The 17,698-nt window shown below is 47.8% G+C and carries 15 protein-coding genes and 2 pseudogenes; 1 reads left to right on the top strand and 16 read right to left on the bottom strand.

From position 1 onward, the window contains the following. Positions 1–259: 259 nt before the first annotated feature. The 9 genes and pseudogenes from pknB to gmk all read right to left on the bottom strand — a co-directional run bounded on the left by pknB (position 260) and on the right by gmk (position 10,073). Positions 260–2,251 carry a Stk1 family PASTA domain-containing Ser/Thr kinase gene (gene pknB / locus JCM2765_RS12975; RefSeq protein ID WP_054737102.1) on the bottom strand — a complete coding sequence of 664 codons (1,992 nt, stop codon included), beginning with the start codon at positions 2,249–2,251 and terminating at the stop codon, positions 260–262. Beyond that, positions 2,251–2,993, bottom strand: a pseudogene (locus JCM2765_RS12970) (Stp1/IreP family PP2C-type Ser/Thr phosphatase). Before JCM2765_RS12970 ends, pknB begins: the two are co-directional and overlap by 1 nt. Before the next feature lie 16 nt (positions 2,994–3,009). Beyond that, positions 3,010–4,362: a 16S rRNA (cytosine(967)-C(5))-methyltransferase RsmB gene (gene rsmB, locus JCM2765_RS12965; protein ID WP_054737101.1), complete on the bottom strand. Its 1,353-nt coding sequence runs from the start codon at positions 4,360–4,362 to the stop codon at positions 3,010–3,012. Beyond that, positions 4,359–5,306 (bottom strand): methionyl-tRNA formyltransferase, encoded by a 948-nt coding sequence (gene fmt / locus JCM2765_RS12960; RefSeq protein ID WP_054737100.1) that lies wholly within the window; start codon positions 5,304–5,306, stop codon positions 4,359–4,361. The genes rsmB and fmt overlap by 4 nt, the downstream gene beginning before the upstream one ends. Before the next feature lie 32 nt (positions 5,307–5,338). Further along, positions 5,339–7,183: a primosomal protein N' gene (priA, locus tag JCM2765_RS12955; RefSeq protein WP_225352101.1), complete on the bottom strand. Its 1,845-nt coding sequence runs from the start codon at positions 7,181–7,183 to the stop codon at positions 5,339–5,341. Between the two features lie 302 nt (positions 7,184–7,485). Further along, positions 7,486–7,710: pseudogene (locus tag JCM2765_RS18355) on the bottom strand (primosomal protein N' family DNA-binding protein); the annotation flags it as partial. Positions 7,711–7,750: 40 nt separating this feature from the next. Then, entirely contained in the window at positions 7,751–8,962 is a 1,212-nt protein-coding gene (gene coaBC, locus JCM2765_RS12950) for a bifunctional phosphopantothenoylcysteine decarboxylase/phosphopantothenate--cysteine ligase CoaBC (RefSeq protein ID WP_054737099.1), read from the bottom strand. A gap of 290 nt (positions 8,963–9,252) precedes the next feature. Next, positions 9,253–9,459 carry a DNA-directed RNA polymerase subunit omega gene (rpoZ, locus tag JCM2765_RS12945; protein WP_054737098.1) on the bottom strand — a complete coding sequence of 69 codons (207 nt, stop codon included), beginning with the start codon at positions 9,457–9,459 and terminating at the stop codon, positions 9,253–9,255. Positions 9,460–9,461: 2 nt separating this feature from the next. Next, on the bottom strand, positions 9,462–10,073 hold the full coding sequence (gene gmk, locus JCM2765_RS12940; protein WP_054737097.1) for a guanylate kinase: 612 nt from the start codon (positions 10,071–10,073) through the stop codon (positions 9,462–9,464). A 357-nt stretch (positions 10,074–10,430) separates the two neighbouring features. Here gmk and JCM2765_RS12935 point away from each other — a divergent pair, with 357 nt between their 5' ends. Next, positions 10,431–10,745 carry a hypothetical protein gene (locus JCM2765_RS12935; RefSeq protein WP_054737096.1) on the top strand — a complete coding sequence of 105 codons (315 nt, stop codon included), beginning with the start codon at positions 10,431–10,433 and terminating at the stop codon, positions 10,743–10,745. Between the two features lie 135 nt (positions 10,746–10,880). Here the strand turns inward: JCM2765_RS12935 and recN are convergent, their stop codons facing one another. The 7 genes from recN to JCM2765_RS12900 all read right to left on the bottom strand — a co-directional run bounded on the left by recN (position 10,881) and on the right by JCM2765_RS12900 (position 17,394). Beyond that, the gene (gene recN / locus JCM2765_RS12930) at positions 10,881–12,581 is read right to left on the bottom strand and encodes a DNA repair protein RecN (RefSeq protein ID WP_054737095.1); all 1,701 of its coding nucleotides are present in this window, start codon (positions 12,579–12,581) and stop codon (positions 10,881–10,883) included. 104 nt (positions 12,582–12,685) lie between these two features. After that, entirely contained in the window at positions 12,686–13,138 is a 453-nt protein-coding gene (locus JCM2765_RS12925; RefSeq protein ID WP_054737094.1) for an arginine repressor, read from the bottom strand. 89 nt (positions 13,139–13,227) lie between these two features. Beyond that, positions 13,228–14,040: a TlyA family RNA methyltransferase gene (locus JCM2765_RS12920; RefSeq protein ID WP_054737093.1), complete on the bottom strand. Its 813-nt coding sequence runs from the start codon at positions 14,038–14,040 to the stop codon at positions 13,228–13,230. Positions 14,041–14,048: 8 nt separating this feature from the next. Continuing rightward, positions 14,049–14,951 carry a polyprenyl synthetase family protein gene (locus tag JCM2765_RS12915; RefSeq protein WP_054737092.1) on the bottom strand — a complete coding sequence of 301 codons (903 nt, stop codon included), beginning with the start codon at positions 14,949–14,951 and terminating at the stop codon, positions 14,049–14,051. After that, positions 14,944–15,189 carry an exodeoxyribonuclease VII small subunit gene (locus JCM2765_RS12910; protein WP_054737091.1) on the bottom strand — a complete coding sequence of 82 codons (246 nt, stop codon included), beginning with the start codon at positions 15,187–15,189 and terminating at the stop codon, positions 14,944–14,946. Before JCM2765_RS12910 ends, JCM2765_RS12915 begins: the two co-directional genes overlap by 8 nt. Positions 15,190–15,194: 5 nt before the next feature. Beyond that, positions 15,195–16,541, bottom strand: coding sequence for an exodeoxyribonuclease VII large subunit (gene xseA / locus JCM2765_RS12905; protein ID WP_054737090.1), 1,347 nt, complete (start codon positions 16,539–16,541; stop codon positions 15,195–15,197). Beyond that, positions 16,528–17,394 (bottom strand): bifunctional 5,10-methylenetetrahydrofolate dehydrogenase/5,10-methenyltetrahydrofolate cyclohydrolase, encoded by an 867-nt coding sequence (locus JCM2765_RS12900; RefSeq protein ID WP_054737103.1) that lies wholly within the window; start codon positions 17,392–17,394, stop codon positions 16,528–16,530. Before JCM2765_RS12900 ends, xseA begins: the two co-directional genes overlap by 14 nt. Between the last annotated feature and the right edge of the window lie 304 nt (positions 17,395–17,698).

The raw sequence follows: 17,698 nt of genomic DNA, 5'->3' as shown, positions 1-17,698 counted from the left end.
TTTTGGGTAGGCTGGCTGGGCCTGACTTACATGCAGCCTTCTGTCTCGCGTAGCACCATTCGGCACGGTAGCCGCAGAGCACGTGATCAATAAACATCAATCTGATCTCTTAATTCAACTCAATCCTGTACCTCGCCTTACCCCTCACCCCAAAAACACCCCTTCCAACGCTCAAAAAAATAACCCGCAAATTCCAAAACCAGGAACCCACGAGTTATTTTAATATTTTGAAACTTAACCACTTTCAGCCACTCGCAAATTAATGCGAATTCTTAGTCACATGATTATCCGCCAAAATCACCTTACCATCCCGCATAATCTTATAGCCACCACTCTTACCCGATTCAACCGCAAATGACAGGGTCACCTGCGTATCTTGAGCAATTGTCAGTTGCTTATAAACAGTACTGTAATCGTGATCTTGATCGCGCAGATAAATCTGAATGACGTTTGATTCCGTCGTTGATTCACTGCTGCTCGTCGCATCATCACTAGTGGTGCTATCAGAAGACGATGCCGCCTGTTCAAACGGAATATCCACCGTGACGTCAAAATCATTCACCTTAGGCGTTGAATCGGCCACCGGTTTCTTCCCCCGAGACAGGGTCACAACGATGGTTGTCCCTTCGCTCAGCATGCTACCAGCTGCTGGTGATTGGGCAATCGTGACGTCCTTTTTCTCAGAAGCGTATTTGTAGTTAAACGACACGTTCAGTGATTCTCGACTAACGTAATTTTGAACCTCGGACTTGGTTTTACCAATCAAGTTAGCTAAGGTCAATTGACGTTGACCGGCAGAAACCGTAAAGGTCACCGTCGTCTTCTTGGGGTTAATGTACTGACCAGCTTGGATACTTTGCTGCATGACCATGCCGATCGCCACATCACTTGACGTTTGGTTTTGCTTTTTAACCGTTACCCCACGCGCCTTCAATAGTGCCGCCGCGCGTGTGTAAGACTGACCGATATAATTACCAACCCGAACCAATTTTGGCCCTGAACTGATGATCAACTTCACCTTGCTCTTTTGCTGTACGGCATGAGCCCGCGTTGGATCGGTTTTAATCACCCGATTTTTAGCAACTCGGTTGCTGGCTTGACGTTTGATCGTCCCCACTTCTAAGTTTTGATCAGCTAATTTCTTAGTTGCTTGGCTGACCGTTAACCCTTGAACGTTGGGAACATCTGCATACCGCGGTCGTCCAAGCCAAAATGCAAGTACGAGTACGGCAATCATCACCAGCAATGCGATCAAGCCACCAATCAGCCACTTTTTCCGCCGATGCATCGGTTTCTTTTTCTTAGTCGCTTTTGCCGCTTTATCTGAGCTATCGGGCGCCAACGTTGCTTGAAGCGCTGACTTATCCAGCACCTTCGTCTCACCATTATCCGCACCGTCATCGGGCACAAACCGACCTTCACTAGCTCGCCGCGGTGATAGCGACGTCTCTAGGTCATCCGCCATCGCCGCAACACTTTCATACCGGTCAGCCGGTCGTTTAGATGTCGCCTGTAACACCACGTTTTCCAACGCTTGCGGGATGCGGGGATCAAACTCTCTCACTGAAGGAATCTCTGATTGGAAATGCTTGATGGCAATCGATACCGCGGTTTCACCCTTAAACGGCACCGTGCCCGTCAACAATTCATACAAAATAATCCCCAATGAGTAGATATCCGACTTCTTAGTCGCCATGCCACCCCGAGCCTGTTCAGGCGATAGATAGTGGACGGAACCGAGCACAGTATTGGTTTGCGTCAGTGAATTTTCAGATAGTGCCACCGCAATCCCGAAGTCGGTGATTTTTGCCACCCCATTTTCATCAATTAAGATGTTTTGGGGTTTTAGATCCCGGTGAATAATATTGTGCTCATGGGCCACCGACACCGCTGAGAGCACCTGTTCCATGATGTTGATGACTTCTTGGTAGGGAATCGGAAAGTGTTTTTGAATGTAGGCTTTCAGATCCATCCCCTTAACGTATTCCATAACCAGATACTGCATGCCGTTTTCTTCACCAACGTCATACACACTGACCACGTTAGGATGAACGAGCTCCGTTGCCGCCAGGCCTTCACGCTGAAAGCGTTTGACCGTCTGCGGATCATCTCGTAAATCTAATCGCAGTAACTTGACCGATACATCCCGGTCCAAAATCAAATCATGGGCCAAATAAACGTTGGCCATCCCACCTTCACCAAGCGACCGGGTGATTCGGTACCGACCGCCTAACATATATCCTGGTCGCATCAGTCAGCACCCTCCGATCCGTTGTCGATGATCACAACCGTAATATTATCCAAACCACCAGCCTCGTTAGCAAGGGCAATCAACTGATCACACTTGGCCAACAATGACTGTTCCGTTTCTAAAACGGCCTGAATTTGGTCATCACTCACCATATTGGTTAGGCCATCAGAGCATAGAAGAATCTGATCATTGGCCGCCAACTTTAAGTAACGCAAATCGATGGTTACTTGCTTATCGATTCCTAATGACCGGGTGATCACGTTTTTTTGAGGGTGGACTTTAGCCGCTTGCTTTGATAATTCACCGCGTTTCACCAGTTCGTTGACCAGTGAATGATCTTCTGTTACCTGAGTAAACTGATGATCACGCAATAAGTAAGCCCGACTGTCGCCAATGTTACCAATCAAATATGCCGATTGAAAAATCATCGTCAGCACAACAGTGTACCCATTCCCATCAAGTCCTCAAATTGCTGTGAACGCTCACGAATCGTTTGGTTTTCAGTTTCAATTTGTTCTTGTAGCCAGTCCGATGCCGTCTCATAATCAGTCAACGTGGTGGCTTCAAACGCATGACCAATGTGGGAAACGGCCATTTCAGACGCTACATCGCCACCCTGATTACCACCAATGCCATCAGCGATAATAGCCAAATTAACGCCAGCCTGATTGGTAAAAGTACCAACGTTATCCTCGTTATCCGTTCGTCGTTCCCCGATTGCTGTTCGATAAGCAATTTGCATGTTGTTATAACCTCACTTAACGTACTCGTTTAAATTGGCTAATGAAGAACCCATCAGAATCATAATCGTCCGGGTAAATTTCCAAGTAGTCAGTCGTCCGATCAGGTTTCAAATCGTTAGCCGTTGCCACCCGTTGAGACTCAAATTCGGGGTGCGCAGCTAAAAAGGCTGCCACGACGTCTCGGTTTTCCTGATTCAAAATCGTACAAGTACTATAAGTTATTATACCGTCAATTGCGACCTTCGTGGCAACTGCATTTAAAATTGATAGCTGAACTTTCGCTAAATTCTGAGAATCACTCAGTTGTTTTTCGTAACGGATCTCTGGTTTCCGGCGAACGAGACCAATTCCAGAGCACGGTGCATCAACCAAAATTTGGTCAAAAGCATCGTCAGGATATTGATCATCGATTTTTCGAGCGTCCAGGGCAACCGCAGTCACCCGGTCGTTAACGCCCATCCGTTTTGCGTTATGCTTGATCAGCTTCACTTTATTTTCGTGAATATCGAGGGCCACGACTTCACCGCCGTCAGCCACCGTTAATTTTTCAGCTAGCTGAACCGTTTTACCACCCGGTGCAGCACAAGCGTCTAAAACGCGCATGCTTGGCGTCAAAGCCATACTTTCTGCTGGCAACATGGCACTTTCGTCTTGGATCGTCATTGCCCCATCTTTAAACAAGGCAGACTGATTAGCTGGTCGGCCACTCAAGACAAGACCGGCTTTCGCTACTTGACTGCGCGTTACGTCATAACCTTCCGCCGTTAGTTGTTCAACCGCAGCATCCACGGTTCCCCGTTCTAAGTTCACCCGAACGGATTGGTTAGCTGGTTGGTTAATGTGACTTAAAATGGATACCGTTTTGGCCTGGCCTAATTGGTCAGTCAACGTTTCAATTAACCAAGTTGGTACCGAATAAGTCACACTTAACCGAGTGAGTGGGTCATCAATTGTCGCTGGATCAGGAATGCCGACCCGGTCGATTTGGTGAAGTACCCCCGTCACAAATCGACGAATGCCTTCGTGACCGCGCTTCTTGGCAATTTGAATCGTTTCATCGAATACGGCGCGCTTAGGCACCCGTTCCAGATACTGCCACTGGTAAAGCGCCGTTTCTAACAATACCATGACCCAATCCGTCACCTTTTGTGGCTTTTTGATAAACGGTTTTAATTGGTAAGCTAACGTCAATCGGTGCTGAATCACGCCGTAGACGATCGTTGTCAACAACCCCGTATCTCGTGGTGAAAGGTCATTATCATCGATCAATTGGTTCAATTGTAAGTTTGAATAAGCCCCGTTTTGAACCTTCATTAGCGCCGTGACGGCTAATGACCGCGGGTTTTGATCCTGTTTCGTTGTTGTCATAGTGTGACCACCTGTTCGCCGACTTCAAGGGCGTCTTCCGTTCCATTCAAAAAATCAGTGATACTTTGCTTGGGTTTCCCCGCTGGTTGGAGTTTGTTGATGGCAATAACGCCGTGATTACCGGTCGCTAATGCCAATTCATGCTTACCTCGACGAACAACTTGTCCAGCGGTCAATTCGGTCGTTTCATCTAAAATCGTGACGTCCCAGAGTTTCGTTCGAACGCCAGCTAAAATGATAAAGGACGATGGGAACGGCCGTAGCCCACGAATCTTGGCATCGATCAACGCTGCTGGCAACGTAAAATCAACTTGCTCTTCTTCGGGTTTGATTGTTGGTGAAAAACTAACCCGTTCCGGATCTTGTGGCACTGGGTGCACGTCGCCAGCAATCAACTTCGGTAGCGTTTCTAATAGTAAATCTCGACCTAAGAGGCTGAGTTTATCAAACATCGTACCAACATCATCCGTTTTTTCGATTGGAATGGCACGCTGGCTGATCACGTCACCGGCATCCATCTTCTTGACCATGTAAATAATTGAAACACCCGTTTCAGCATCGTTGTTCATCACTGCATAGTGAACTGGCGCGCCACCCCGGTATTTTGGTAATAGTGAGGCATGCACGTTGACCGCTGCTAATTTGACTGATTCTAATAGTTTCGTTGGCAAAAATTGACCAAAGGCGGCCGTTACAATGAGATCAGGGGCCAGCGCAATGACTTCTGCCATTTCATCGCTACCACTGATCTTTTCGGGTTGTAGCACACGAATATCGTGTGCCACGGCCACTTTTTTAACGGGTGAGGCCGTTAACACGTGCTTACGACCAACTGGCCGATCCGGCTGCGTCACCACTGCCTTCACATCGTAACCGGTTTGAATCAAACTCTCTAAAATTGGCGCCGAAAATTCCGGCGTTCCCATAAACACAATTGACGTCAAACTTAACACTCCTTCATTGATCACCCAAGAAACTACATAAAGCTCATAGGGTTATTATCGATTGCAATTTGCAGGCCAGAACGACTCTTGCGCTGCGCTTGTGACAGCAACTTAAACAGCGCGGTCTGCAACTGCGGTTCTTGCTTATACTTAATGACTAATTGATAGTAATACCGTTTATTGATTCGAGCAATTGCCCCTGGCGTGGGGCCCAGCATGATTGCATTTGGACTCAGCGTGGTTTGGAGTTGCTGGACGATTTGATGAATCGCCGTTGCGGCAACGGACTCGGTTTCATCACTCACCGTCAGCTTAACGGCGAAGTAGTACGGCGGGTAATTGCCACGGTGACGCAAGTGCATTTCACGCACGAAGAATTGTTCGTAATCCTGACGCTTAGCGAGTTGGATGGCATAGTGGTCCGGATTATAGGTCTGGATCACCACTTCACCCGCCTTCTTCGCACGGCCCGCACGACCACTGACCTGTGTCAGCAGTTGAAAAGTGCGCTCACTCGCCCGAAAGTCGGGTAACCCAAGCGCGGTATCAGCATTGAGTACCCCAACAAGGGTCACATCCGGGAAATCGAGTCCCTTAGCAATCATCTGGGTCCCTAATAAGATATCAGCCTGATGGGCACCAAACTGCTTTAACAAGCGTTCATGCGCCCCTTTTCGCCGAGTTGTATCCACGTCCATTCGAATAACGCGGGCTTCTGGCAACAGCTCATGTAATTCGGCCTCTACTTTTTGCGTGCCCGTCCCGTAGTAGCGGATATGGCGACTCTTACAGTTCGGACACCGGTGTGGGATTGGTTCTTCATGGCCACAGTAGTGACACTTCATCGTTTTGGTATCCATGTGCAGCGTCAACGAAATATCGCAATTAGGACACGTCAACACAAACCCACAGTCCCGACACATCACAAAGGATGAAAAGCCCCGCCGATTCAACATCAGCAGTGACTGTTCGCCCCGTTCAAGTCGATCCTTCAACGCCGTCATTAAGGCCGTTGAAAAGTTACTTTCTTTGTGATGCTTCAACTCTTCAGTCATATCAACCACGCTCACTTCAGGCAGCGCCTGTTGGTTAGCCCGAGTTGGTAGCAATAATCGTTGATAGCGTTGTTTTTGTGCGCGAGCCCGACTTTCAAGTGATGGCGTCGCACTTCCTAGAACCACTGGACAGTGGTGATACCGTCCCCGCCACAGCGCAACATCGCGCGCATGGTAGCGTGGATTATCCTCTTGCTTGTAGCTGGCTTCGTGCTCTTCATCTACGATAATCACACCAAGGTTCTTGATAGGTGCAAATACCGCCGACCGGGCGCCAACTACGACCCGGGCTTCCCCACGGGAGATTCGCCGCCATTCATCAAACCGTTCTCCGGCTGACAGACCGCTGTGTAAAACGGCGACCTGTCGGCCAAACCGACCACGAACTCGACCCACAATTTGGGGTGTCAGTGAGATTTCAGGAACCAGCATCAACGCTTGTTTACCTTGTGCCAAGGTGTTGGCAATCGTCTGTAAGTAGACCTCCGTCTTCCCACTCCCCGTGACCCCCTGCAACAAAAACGGGGTGCTTTGCTGATCATCCGTTGCTTGATTGATTGCATCAACTGCGGTTTGTTGATCCGGATTGAGTTGAAGCGCCTTGGTCGTCGTCACAGCTGATTGAAATGGATCACGGTAAACTTCTGCTTGTGAGCGACTCAGCCAACCATTTGCCTCGCCGGTCTTGATGGTCGAAGCACTCAGCCTAGTTGCTTTTCCAGCACCGTTTGTTGAACTGGCTTCGAATGGTCGATCAAGTACGTCAGCAACTGCTCTTGCTTTAACGCGCCCTTTCTTAGACTCGCTCGGGCTGCCTGTAATTCGGCCGGAGTCAAAGCCGGTTTCACCATCGTGACCGTTTTAACGTGGCCCTTGTTTTGAACCGCGTAACTCACCGTCACCTGTTGCTGTTTTGCTAACCGCATCAACTGCTTCACCACTGCCGGTGCAACATCATCATCCCATAAAAGTCGGTCTTGTTGGCCAAACAGTACCTGCCGGGTCTCTTCAGGCAAACTAGCTGTTGGTGTGACCCATTTTTCATAATTGGCCTTCAGTGCATTGGGTAACATTGTCTGAAGACAAGTGATCGTAAACGCATAGGTGGTTTTAGCCAGCCAGTCAGCTAACTGCATCAGTTCGGCATCTAACACTGGTGCCGGATCCATGACCGTATCGATTGCCTTTAACGTGACTGTTGCGTCCTCAACCTGATCGATCAACTGCCAGACCACGCCCTGTACCTTCCGACCGCCGTTGCCAAACGGTACCACCACACGCATGCCGGGTTGAAGCATTTCTTGAAATTCTGCCGGAATCACATACGTATACGGTGTATTGGTCTGCATCGTCGGCACATCCACGATGACTTCTGCGTATTGCGTCATGCTACCCCTCTTTTTGAACGCGCTGACTGATCTGATCGACCACTTGTTGGGCAATTAACCGCTTCGACGCCAACTTGGTTTTAATTGGCGCTTGGTCCGGTTGCAAAATCGTAACCTGATTGGTATCACCGTTGAAGCCAACGCCTGGTTGCGAAACATCATTGGCAATCAGCAAATCAAGGTGTTTTTCACGCAGTTTTTTCGTGGCGTTATCAATCAGATTTTGCGTCTCGGCAGCAAACCCAACGGTGAGTTGTTCGCTGGTTTTGACCTTTGCAACGGTCTTTAAAATATCAGTGGTTTTCACCAATTCAAGTGTCATCTGATCATTGTCAGCCGTTTTTTTAATTTTTTGATCAACACTAACTGCCGGTTTAAAATCGGCAACTGCAGCCGCCATCACTAAAATATCAGCATCTTCAAACGCCGTTACAACGGCCGATGCCAAATCTTCGGTGCTCACAACTGGGACTAACTGCACCCCTGCCGGCACCGTCAATTTAGTTGGTGCTGAAATCAGCGTTACAATTGCGCCACGTTGCTGAAGTTCAGTGGCGATTGCGTAACCCATCTTACCAGACGAATCATTTGTAATGAACCGGACGGGATCGATGCGTTCTCGAGTCCCACCAGCGGTCACAACGACGCGCTTACCCGTTAACGGTGTCTTAGCCGTCGCCATGACACTGGCTGCCGCCAAAATGGTTTCTGGTTCAGGCATCCGACCACGACCGGCATAACCTTCAGCCAAGAAACCAGTTTCCGGTTCCAAAATCGTGACCCCATCCGCCTTTAACGTAGCTAAATTCCGTGTCGTTGCCGGATTGGTCAGCATATGTTCGTTCATTGCTGGCACAACTAACTTAGGGGCGGTCGTGGCCATTAGCGTCAAACTCGCCATATCATCAGCAATTCCGTTAGCCATCTTACCAATGATATCTGCGCTTGCCGGCGCAACGATTGCTAAATCGGTCCAGTCTGCTAGTTCGATGTGATCTACCGACTTGGTCTTAGCACCTGCGAAAACATCCGTCGCAACAGGTTGCTTAGACAGCACTTGAAAACTAAGCGGCGTTACAAATGCCTGCGCTGCCTGCGTCATCACAACGCGAACTTCAGCACCTGATTTCACAAGCAACCGCGTTAACATCAACGCCTTATAAGCGGCAATGCTACCGGTTACGTATAGTGCAACGTGCTTTTGATTATTCATGTTTTAACGCCTCCGTTTTTTCACACACATTCTGCATTCATTGTACCAGATATCACCAGAGCGCGAAACGAAACGCGTTAGGATCACCCTAGTGGCAAACCACTGAGATTAGCCGCCGTAACGGCTAATTCACACGTAATTTCAAGTCCCCACTTCACCGTTTATTTCCCCAAACAACGTCAACCGCTCAAAAAATCCAGATATTCAATCAACTGAATATCCGGATTCTTTCAAGATTATTGAGTTATCTGCCACTAACTGAGGTGACTGACTCACTAAATGAAACTAAGCTAAATCGTCTTCGTCAGGTCGATTTGAACCTTGCCGGCAGCGATTTCTTCTAGCGCTCGACCAATCGTTTTGGGTGATTCGTAACTAGCCAATAATGGCTTCGCACCTGCATCCAATTCGTGCGCCCGTTTGCTGGCTAACATAATCAATGAGTAACGTGAATCAACTTGTTCCAATAACTTATCTACTGATGGGTATAATAACATGTTTACTCTTCTCCAATCTGTTCATAATCCGGCATGACCCGCGTCACACGGAGACGTTCCGAGCGAATGATCGTTCGAATGCTGGCAACGGCGTTCGCAACTTCATCATTAACGACGGCGTAATCGTAATTGCGCATCATCTTGATTTCTGAAACCGCCTTTTTGATCCGAGCATTGATCACGTCAATTTCTTCAGTGCCACGGCCAATCAACCGGTGCTTTAATTCCATTAAATCAGGGGGTGTCAAGAAAACAAACACGGCATCCGGACAGTTTGCCCGAACCTGCATTGCACCATTCACTTCGATCTCTAAAAAGACATCTTTACCGGAATCTAGCGTCTCGTTCACGTAAGTCAGTGGTGTACCGTAGTAGTTATCAACGTACTTAGCGTACTCCAACATCTCACCATTCTTAATGTTTTCTTCGAACTGTTCCTTTGAAACAAAGAAATAGTCAACGCCATCCCGTTCGCCGTCGCGCGGTTGCCGGGTGGTCATTGAAATCGAGTACTGAAAGTCCGTATCTGGTTCATCAAAGAGTGCCTTGCGGACGGTCCCTTTGCCAACAACCGATGGCCCAGATAAAACGATCAACATTCCTCTTTTTGTCATTACTTGAGATCCCCTTAATTTTCAGCGTGATTATCTATCTATTATCGCACGAAAACTAACTACTTGACAAGTAGATTCTACTGTTTATACTAGTTTAATCGTCTTTAAAATCCGAAATCGGCGAAACCAAAGCGTCTAAGCGTTATTTTACGGTCTTGCGCTTAATGATTGGATCGTGCCATTTGATTCGACCAACACCCGATATTGAGTTTAAATTCAATTAATTTAACCGTGACCAGCTAAGTCATAGTCTCGGTTTCTTTCCGTTGTCCATTTCTGAGAAAAACATTTCTCTTGCAAAATCAAACATAGGTTCGTATAATAAATTATGCAAACAAACGTTCGAGGTGATTATTCATGTCTACAGAGGTATCCGCACTTAAAAAGATTTCTAACCAACTTAATGACCGTTACCGTCAATTTTTAGAACTCGACCCGATTGAAGCCCTTCGTATGCCCGCATCTCAATTAACTTACTTTCTCAACCAGGCCATGACTCGGCACTACTACGTCACCCTTCACTTAGTGGGTGATGACGAGCCAACCATGACCGGTTACCTATCCCAAGGTCCCCGCGACACGATTCTGGTCACTTTTCCACACCAAACCATGACAAGTGTTGCCCACCTGTCTCAAATTAGGTATGTCTCACGCTTAGATTATTCGGCCTAATTCGTAGGCTAAAGCTAATTGAATCAAGCATCAAACCTGAAAGTTATCCGACCTGAAAGTAACCGATTACTAACCAATAAATAGTGCCGTGAATTCTAAATTCCAGAATTCACGGCACTATTTGGTATCTACAATTTATCGTTTACCCTTCACTTGGTCAGCCAGTTCAAGCAGCTCTTTGGCATGGTCTAACGCTAGATCCGTTACCGTTGTACCAGCCGACATTCGCGCCAGCTCTTGAATCCGAGTATCGGTCCCCAGCCGCTTAATATGCGTTTCGGTGCGGTCACCCGTTACCTGTTTGGCAATAAAGTAGTGGTGGTCACTCATCGCCGCAACCTGTGGTAAATGGGTAATACAAAGGACTTGAGAATTCTGCGCAATACCACTGATTTTTTCGGCAATTGCTTGCGCTACCCGGCCTGATACCCCGGTATCAACTTCATCAAAGATGATCGAGGTGACCCCTTGGGACTTAGAAAAAATCGTCTTTAACGCCAACATGAGCCGCGAGAGCTCCCCACCAGACGCAATTTTGGCTAATGGGCGAATCTCTTCACCTGGGTTAGGTTGAATGTAAAACTCAACGTCATCCATCCCGGTCGCAAAGTAGGTTGTCTCATGTGGTTCTTTAAACCGAACCTGAAACACCGTCTTAGCCATGTATAGGTCACCCAGTTCACGCTTAACAGCCACTTCCAAGGCCGCCGCAACTTCATGTCGTTTTTCAGACAGCGCTGCACCTTGTGTCTGGAGTTGCTGCTCTTGCTCAGCAAGCTCACTATCTAAGTCACCCTCATCAATTTCGGCTGCTTCCATGTCAGCAAGTTCGCGAGTAATTTTCTTCAAATAAGCTAAAATTTGCGCTTCTGAATCCCCATACTTGCGCTTCAATTGATGAATGACATCCAGGCGTTGCTCAATGGCATCGAGTTTATTTTCGTCCCATTCAACTAAATCAACTTGCTTAGAAAGTTCACCAGAAGCATCCTGCAACGCATAGTACGCCGTTTGTAACGCTTCTGAAAGTTGCTTGAATTCAGGATCAAGGTCAACGATTTCGGATAACGCATTCATCGCCTGACCACTTAGATCCAACGCCCCGGTCACTTCTTCATTCCCATTGAGCGCTTGAAAGCTTTCCTGCAGCGCGGTATTGATTTTTTGATAGTTCACTAACCGGTCACGCTGCTGGACTAACCCGGCCTCTTCATCTGGTTGTAGACTAGCAGATTCAATTTCCTTCACTTGAAATCTCAACATATCCAGTCGTTGGGCCCACTCTTTTTGGTGGGTGTTGCGATCGACCATCGATCGGTGTAATCGCTGGTACGTTTTGTAGGTGGTTTGGTAGGCCGTCTTAAGGGTCAATAACGCTTGGCCACCAAACTCGTCTAGTAACCGTAAATGCTTATCGGGTTGCATCAGCTCTTGATGTTCATTTTGACCATGAATATCAACAATGGTTTCACCGAGTTGCTTGAGGGTACTCGTATTCACCATCATGCCATTAACGCGACAAATGTTACGGCCGCTCCGGTAAATTTCACGCTGAATGATCACCGAACCATCTTCATGATCGATGCCAAGGTCATCTAATAACTGATAGGTCTCCCCGTTATCCGGGAACACAAACGCGCCCTGTAGCACACATTTATCAGCCCCAGTTCGGACAAAGTGTTGCGACCCCCGGCCACCCGCAAGTAGACCAACGGCGTCAATAATAATCGACTTACCGGCACCAGTTTCCCCCGTTAGAACCGTCATCCCGTTTTCAAATTCAACATCTAAACTCGCAATAATTGCGAAATTTTTAATGGATAATTCTTGTAACACTGCGTTCATCCTCCAGTATCCGTCGCAGCATGCGTGCTCGACAGTTCATCCGTAACCTAAAAACGAGTCGGTTCACCAGACTGGTCGACCCAACTCGTTTGACATTACTGCAACAACTCTTCGATTGCCGCTTGTAACTGCAACGTTCCTGCCTCAGTTTTACAGATTGCTAGGACCGTTTCGTCATCACCAATCGTTCCAAACACAAAATCGTACTTCATCTGATCGATCAGTGCTGAAATTGCCGGCCCATTACCGGGCAATACTTTCAGCATCGCATTTTTTTCTTGAACTTTAAAGCTCACGTACGCGTCTTGCAACGTTCGCTTGAGTTTCTTTTTCGTATCTAGTTTCTTTTGAATTGGCATGTTGTAGCGGTAACCGCCTGAAGCAGCCGGCACCTTGACCAGCTGCATATCCTTGATATCCCGTGAGATCGTTGCCTGGGTCACATGAATATTTTGGGCTTCCAGTAATTTGACAAAATCTTCTTGACGCTCAATATCCTGCGTATTTAGTAGTTGGCGAATCAACCGCTGACGATCTTGTTTTTTCATGTGGCCATCTCCTTGCCCGAAAATTACTTTAGTCCCATTCTACACCCCATGCGCCACATTCAAAAGCATTTAAAAACATTTTGATAATTTTATGCAGTTAAAGTTTGATGAGCAGTTGTAACCGTTTCAGCAACGTTGATTGCTTCAGAAATTACAGGCGTGGTCGTTGACTTCAAGTGAACCAGGAACTCAATGTTGCCTTCGCCACCGGTAATTGGTGAAAAATCAAGGTGTTCCGCACTAAAGCCGCTATCAAGAGCCAACTGTAGCACCTTTTGGATGACGGCTTCATGAACCTTAGCATCCTTGACGATCCCATGCTTACCAACGTTTTCACGTCCAGCTTCAAACTGTGGCTTGATCAAAGCAACCACTTCACCACCCGGCGCTAAAATTTTCTTCAGTGGTGGCAGGATCAAGCTCAACGAGATAAACGACACATCAATCGACGAGAAGGTTGGCTGACCTTGCGTAAAGTCTTCCGGTTGACTATACCGAAAGTTCGTATGTTCCATCACAACGACCCGGTCATCTTGACGAAGTTGCCAAACGAGTTGGTTACTCCCAACATCTAACGCGTAGGACCGTTGAGCACCATTTTGGAGCATCACGTCCGTAAAGCCACCAGTTGATGATCCAATATCTAACACCACTCGATCAGTCACATCAATATTGAACACCTTTAGCGCCTTAGCAAGTTTCAAGCCACCCCGACTGACGTACGGTAATGGTTTGCCCTTAATATGCAGGTCGGTCGTCACCGGAATCTTAACGCCTGGCTTATCCAAACGTTCTTCATTGTCCCCCAGGACTTCACCGGCCATAACGGCCCGCTTTGCTTTTTCCCGGGTATCAAATAACCCTTGGGTGACAAGTAATACATCAACACGTTGTTTTTCCATTGGTTCTCCTATTCTTTCACGCGAAAATAACTGCAAAATGACGCTAATAAACTGGTATCCAACCCGGTTACGCGTTGTAACTCGGTTAGGTTCTGTTCAGCTGATGCCACAACTTCTCGCAACCGTTGCCGCGTTCCAGCAACGCCAAATAATCCCGGGTAGGTGTTCTTCGCTTCAGCGGCATCCTTGTGCGTTTGTTTTCCTAGTTCCGCCGTCGTTGCGGTGACATCCAATAAGTCATCATAAATTTGAAAAGCCAGTCCAAACTGATCCGCAAACGCGAGTAATAACCGCGTCGTTTCACCCGTGACTTCACCCATAATCGTGCCCGCTTGAACGGCATAGTGCAGAAGAGCTCCCGTTTTTTGACGGTGTAACTGTTCAAGTTGGGCAAGTTCTAATTGCTGGTGCTCACTACTAATATCTTGTGCCTGACCAGCGACCATTCCACTGGGACCCGCAGCAATCGCTAATTGTTGCGCTAACTGCAACCGCTGTGCCACTGGTAGTTGACTATCCGTTAACCATTGAAACGCCAACGTCAATAGCCCGTCACCAGCTAAGGTTGCCATGCCAGCCCCGAATTTAACGTGATTGGTCGGTACGCCGCGACGCAAGTTATCATTATCCATTGCGGGTAAGTCATCATGAATCAGTGAATAAGTATGCAGTAGTTCCAGCGCACTTGCTGCTCGAATGTGCGCCTCAGTTAATGGCACCCGTAACGTTTTTAAAACCGCGAGCGTCAATAACGGCCGCAGTCGCTTCCCACCAGCGTTCACGGAGTACGTCATCGCATCCGCCAGAAGCGCCTGATCACTATCAACGGGGACCGCTTGCGCCAAATACCGGTTGATCACCGGCACATAGGTCGCTTCAAAGGCCGATAATTTAAGCTTAGCCCTAGTCATGGTCAGTGGCCTGAGCATCCGCTGAGGTTTCAAATGGGACGGTCTGATCATCATCAGTCATCATTTCCGCCAGCGTCTTTTCTGCATCCGTTAACTTCACTTGTAGGTCATGGCTCAAAGCCACCCCTTGCTTAAATTGTGATAAGGCTTCTTCCAACGGCACATTGCCCTTTTCCAAAGCCGTTACAATTTGCTCGAGTTGCGTTAAATTTTCTTCAAAAGTTGGTTCTTGGCTCATATTAGTCAGTCCTTTTCATCTGGTTCAATTGTTTTAACTTCTGCGGTGGCATTCCCGTTCTTAAAGTGCATCGTCACGGCTTCACCCACCTGTAACTCGTTCACGTCAGCAACCACTTGGTCATCACGGGTCAAATAACTGTAGCCACGGCCCATGATTTTCAACGGACTTAAGTAATCCAGCGATTGCGCTAATTCGGCAACCCGTTGCTGCTGTTGTTTGAAGTTTTGGAGGCTACCACGTCGTAGCCGATCGGTTAAGGCGGTCACTAGCTGTTGCGATTGGGCAACCTGATTGGCCGGTGTGGCACTCTGCAACCGTTGCCGCAGCGCCGTCACCTGCGTCTGGGTCAACGTTAACTGGTGATCCATCGTTTGTTGTAACTGGCGACTAAGTTGATCGACCTTTTGGCTATAACCTTCATATAACCGTTCCGGCTGCTGAAAAACGTAGGCGGTTTTTAATTTGGTCAACTGTTCATTCAACATTGCCAGTTGGTGTTTAAAGGCATTTAACAACCGCACGCGATCCTGCTTCAATGCCAGTAACACATCACTCAACACCGGAACGGCTAATTCAGCCGCAGCCGTTGGGGTTGCCGCGCGGACGTCCGCCACCAAATCAGCGATGGTCGTGTCAGTTTCGTGACCAACGGATGAAATGATGGGAATTCGACTATTAAAAATCGTTCGGGCCACTCGTTCTTCATTAAACGGCCAGAGGTCTTCAATCGACCCACCGCCCCGGCCAATAATCAGTGTATCAAAGTTGCCAAGTTGGTTGACGCGTTCAATTTGTCGCACAATATCATCAGCCGCTTCATTCCCCTGTACCAGCGCCGGAAAAAGCACGATTTGGGCAATCGGATATCGCCGACGAGTCGTGGTGATGATGTCTCGAATCACCGCGCCACTCGGACTAGTTACGACCGCAATTCGTTTAGGGAACCGCGGCAACGCCTTCTTAGGTGCTGTAAACAGGCCCTCCGCCGAAAGTTTTCGTTTCAACTGCTCATAAGCTTGGTAAAATTGTCCCACACCATCGGGTTCCATTCGCTCGACGTAAATCTGGTAGTTACCGCTCGCTTCGTAAAGCGAGATACGGCCAACTACCATGACCTTCATCCCTTCTTCTGGGGTGAACTTTAACTTCGAAAACGCCGATTTAAACATGATGGCACTGATTTTAGCGTGATCATCCTTCAAGCTAAAGTACTGATGGGCATTTCGACGTAACCGAAAGTTGGAAATTTCCCCCGTCAGATAAACTTTACCTAGATACGGGTCAACATCAAATTTTCGTTTGATATAACTCGTCAGGGCACTGACTGTTAAATACTCACTTGGTTCCACGTGTCTCACTCCATTTAGCTAATTCAACCGTCTGTTGCATCAACGTGGCAATGGTCATTGGACCAACCCCACCTGGTACGGGGGTAATCAATCCAGCAACCTCCTTTACGCCGTCAAAGTCAACGTCTCCAGTTAGTTTGCCGTTTTCGTCACGATCCATTCCAACGTCAATCACAGTTGCACCTGGTTTGACGTCGGCTGCCTTGATCAAGTGGGCAATTCCCGTGGCAACGACCAAAATATCAGCATCCCGGGTGTAGGCCATCATATCAGCCGTCTTAGAGTGAACAACGGTTACCGTTGCACTCGCATTCAGCAACAATGCTGCCATTGGTCGACCCACAATGTTGGAACGACCAACAATCACCGCGTGCTTACCAGCAACAGGAACATGGTAAGCTTCAAGCATGGTCATAATGCCCTTGGGTGTGCACGAAACTGGGAAATCAAGTTGAGCGTTCGTATAAAGCTTACCGACATTTTCAGGATGAAAGCCATCGACATCCTTAGTTGGTGCAATAGCCCGGGTAATTGCCAACTCATCAATTTGTGATGGTAATGGTGATTGAACTAAGATACCGTGGACCTGATCATCTTGATTTAAAGCCTCAATGACTGCCAACAACTCTGCTTGAGTGGTCGTTTCTGGTAATGCCTTAATTTCAGAAATAATACCGATTTGTTCAGCCTTTCGGTGCTTACTACGGACGTAAATTTCACTAGCAGCGTCACCACCGACAATCACGACCACGAGCTTGGGGGTAATGCCGATTTCTTTCAAAGCCGCCACTTCTGTTTTAGTTTTGGTATTGATCTGCTTTGCTAATTGTTTTCCATCTATCAACTCTGCCACGCGCGTCACCTTCACTACTCTTCATTTTAATTAAACTACCGTGTATTTTATCACATACCAGCCTGCCATTGGAACACCTGCGAATCAGGCTGGGCTGAATTATTGCGTTACTACTAGTTTAACATTTCTGTCACGGGCTAACTACGGTTGACATGCTGGAAATGTTTTTTTGCTTACGCTTGTGTCCAGCGTAAGCATCCTTCTATTCAGTTTGTGAAGTGTGGTGATTTGCGTGGACTGGCGATTCCGGTAGGCGACTAGGTTCCTGCTGTGGGGCCGGTCTGAGCCAAAAGGCGGTCTCAGA

The organism is Secundilactobacillus similis DSM 23365 = JCM 2765, assembly GCF_001311075.1.
GTDB classification, from domain to species: domain Bacteria; phylum Bacillota; class Bacilli; order Lactobacillales; family Lactobacillaceae; genus Secundilactobacillus; species Secundilactobacillus similis.
This window is presented reverse-complemented; position numbering and strand designations above follow the sequence as displayed.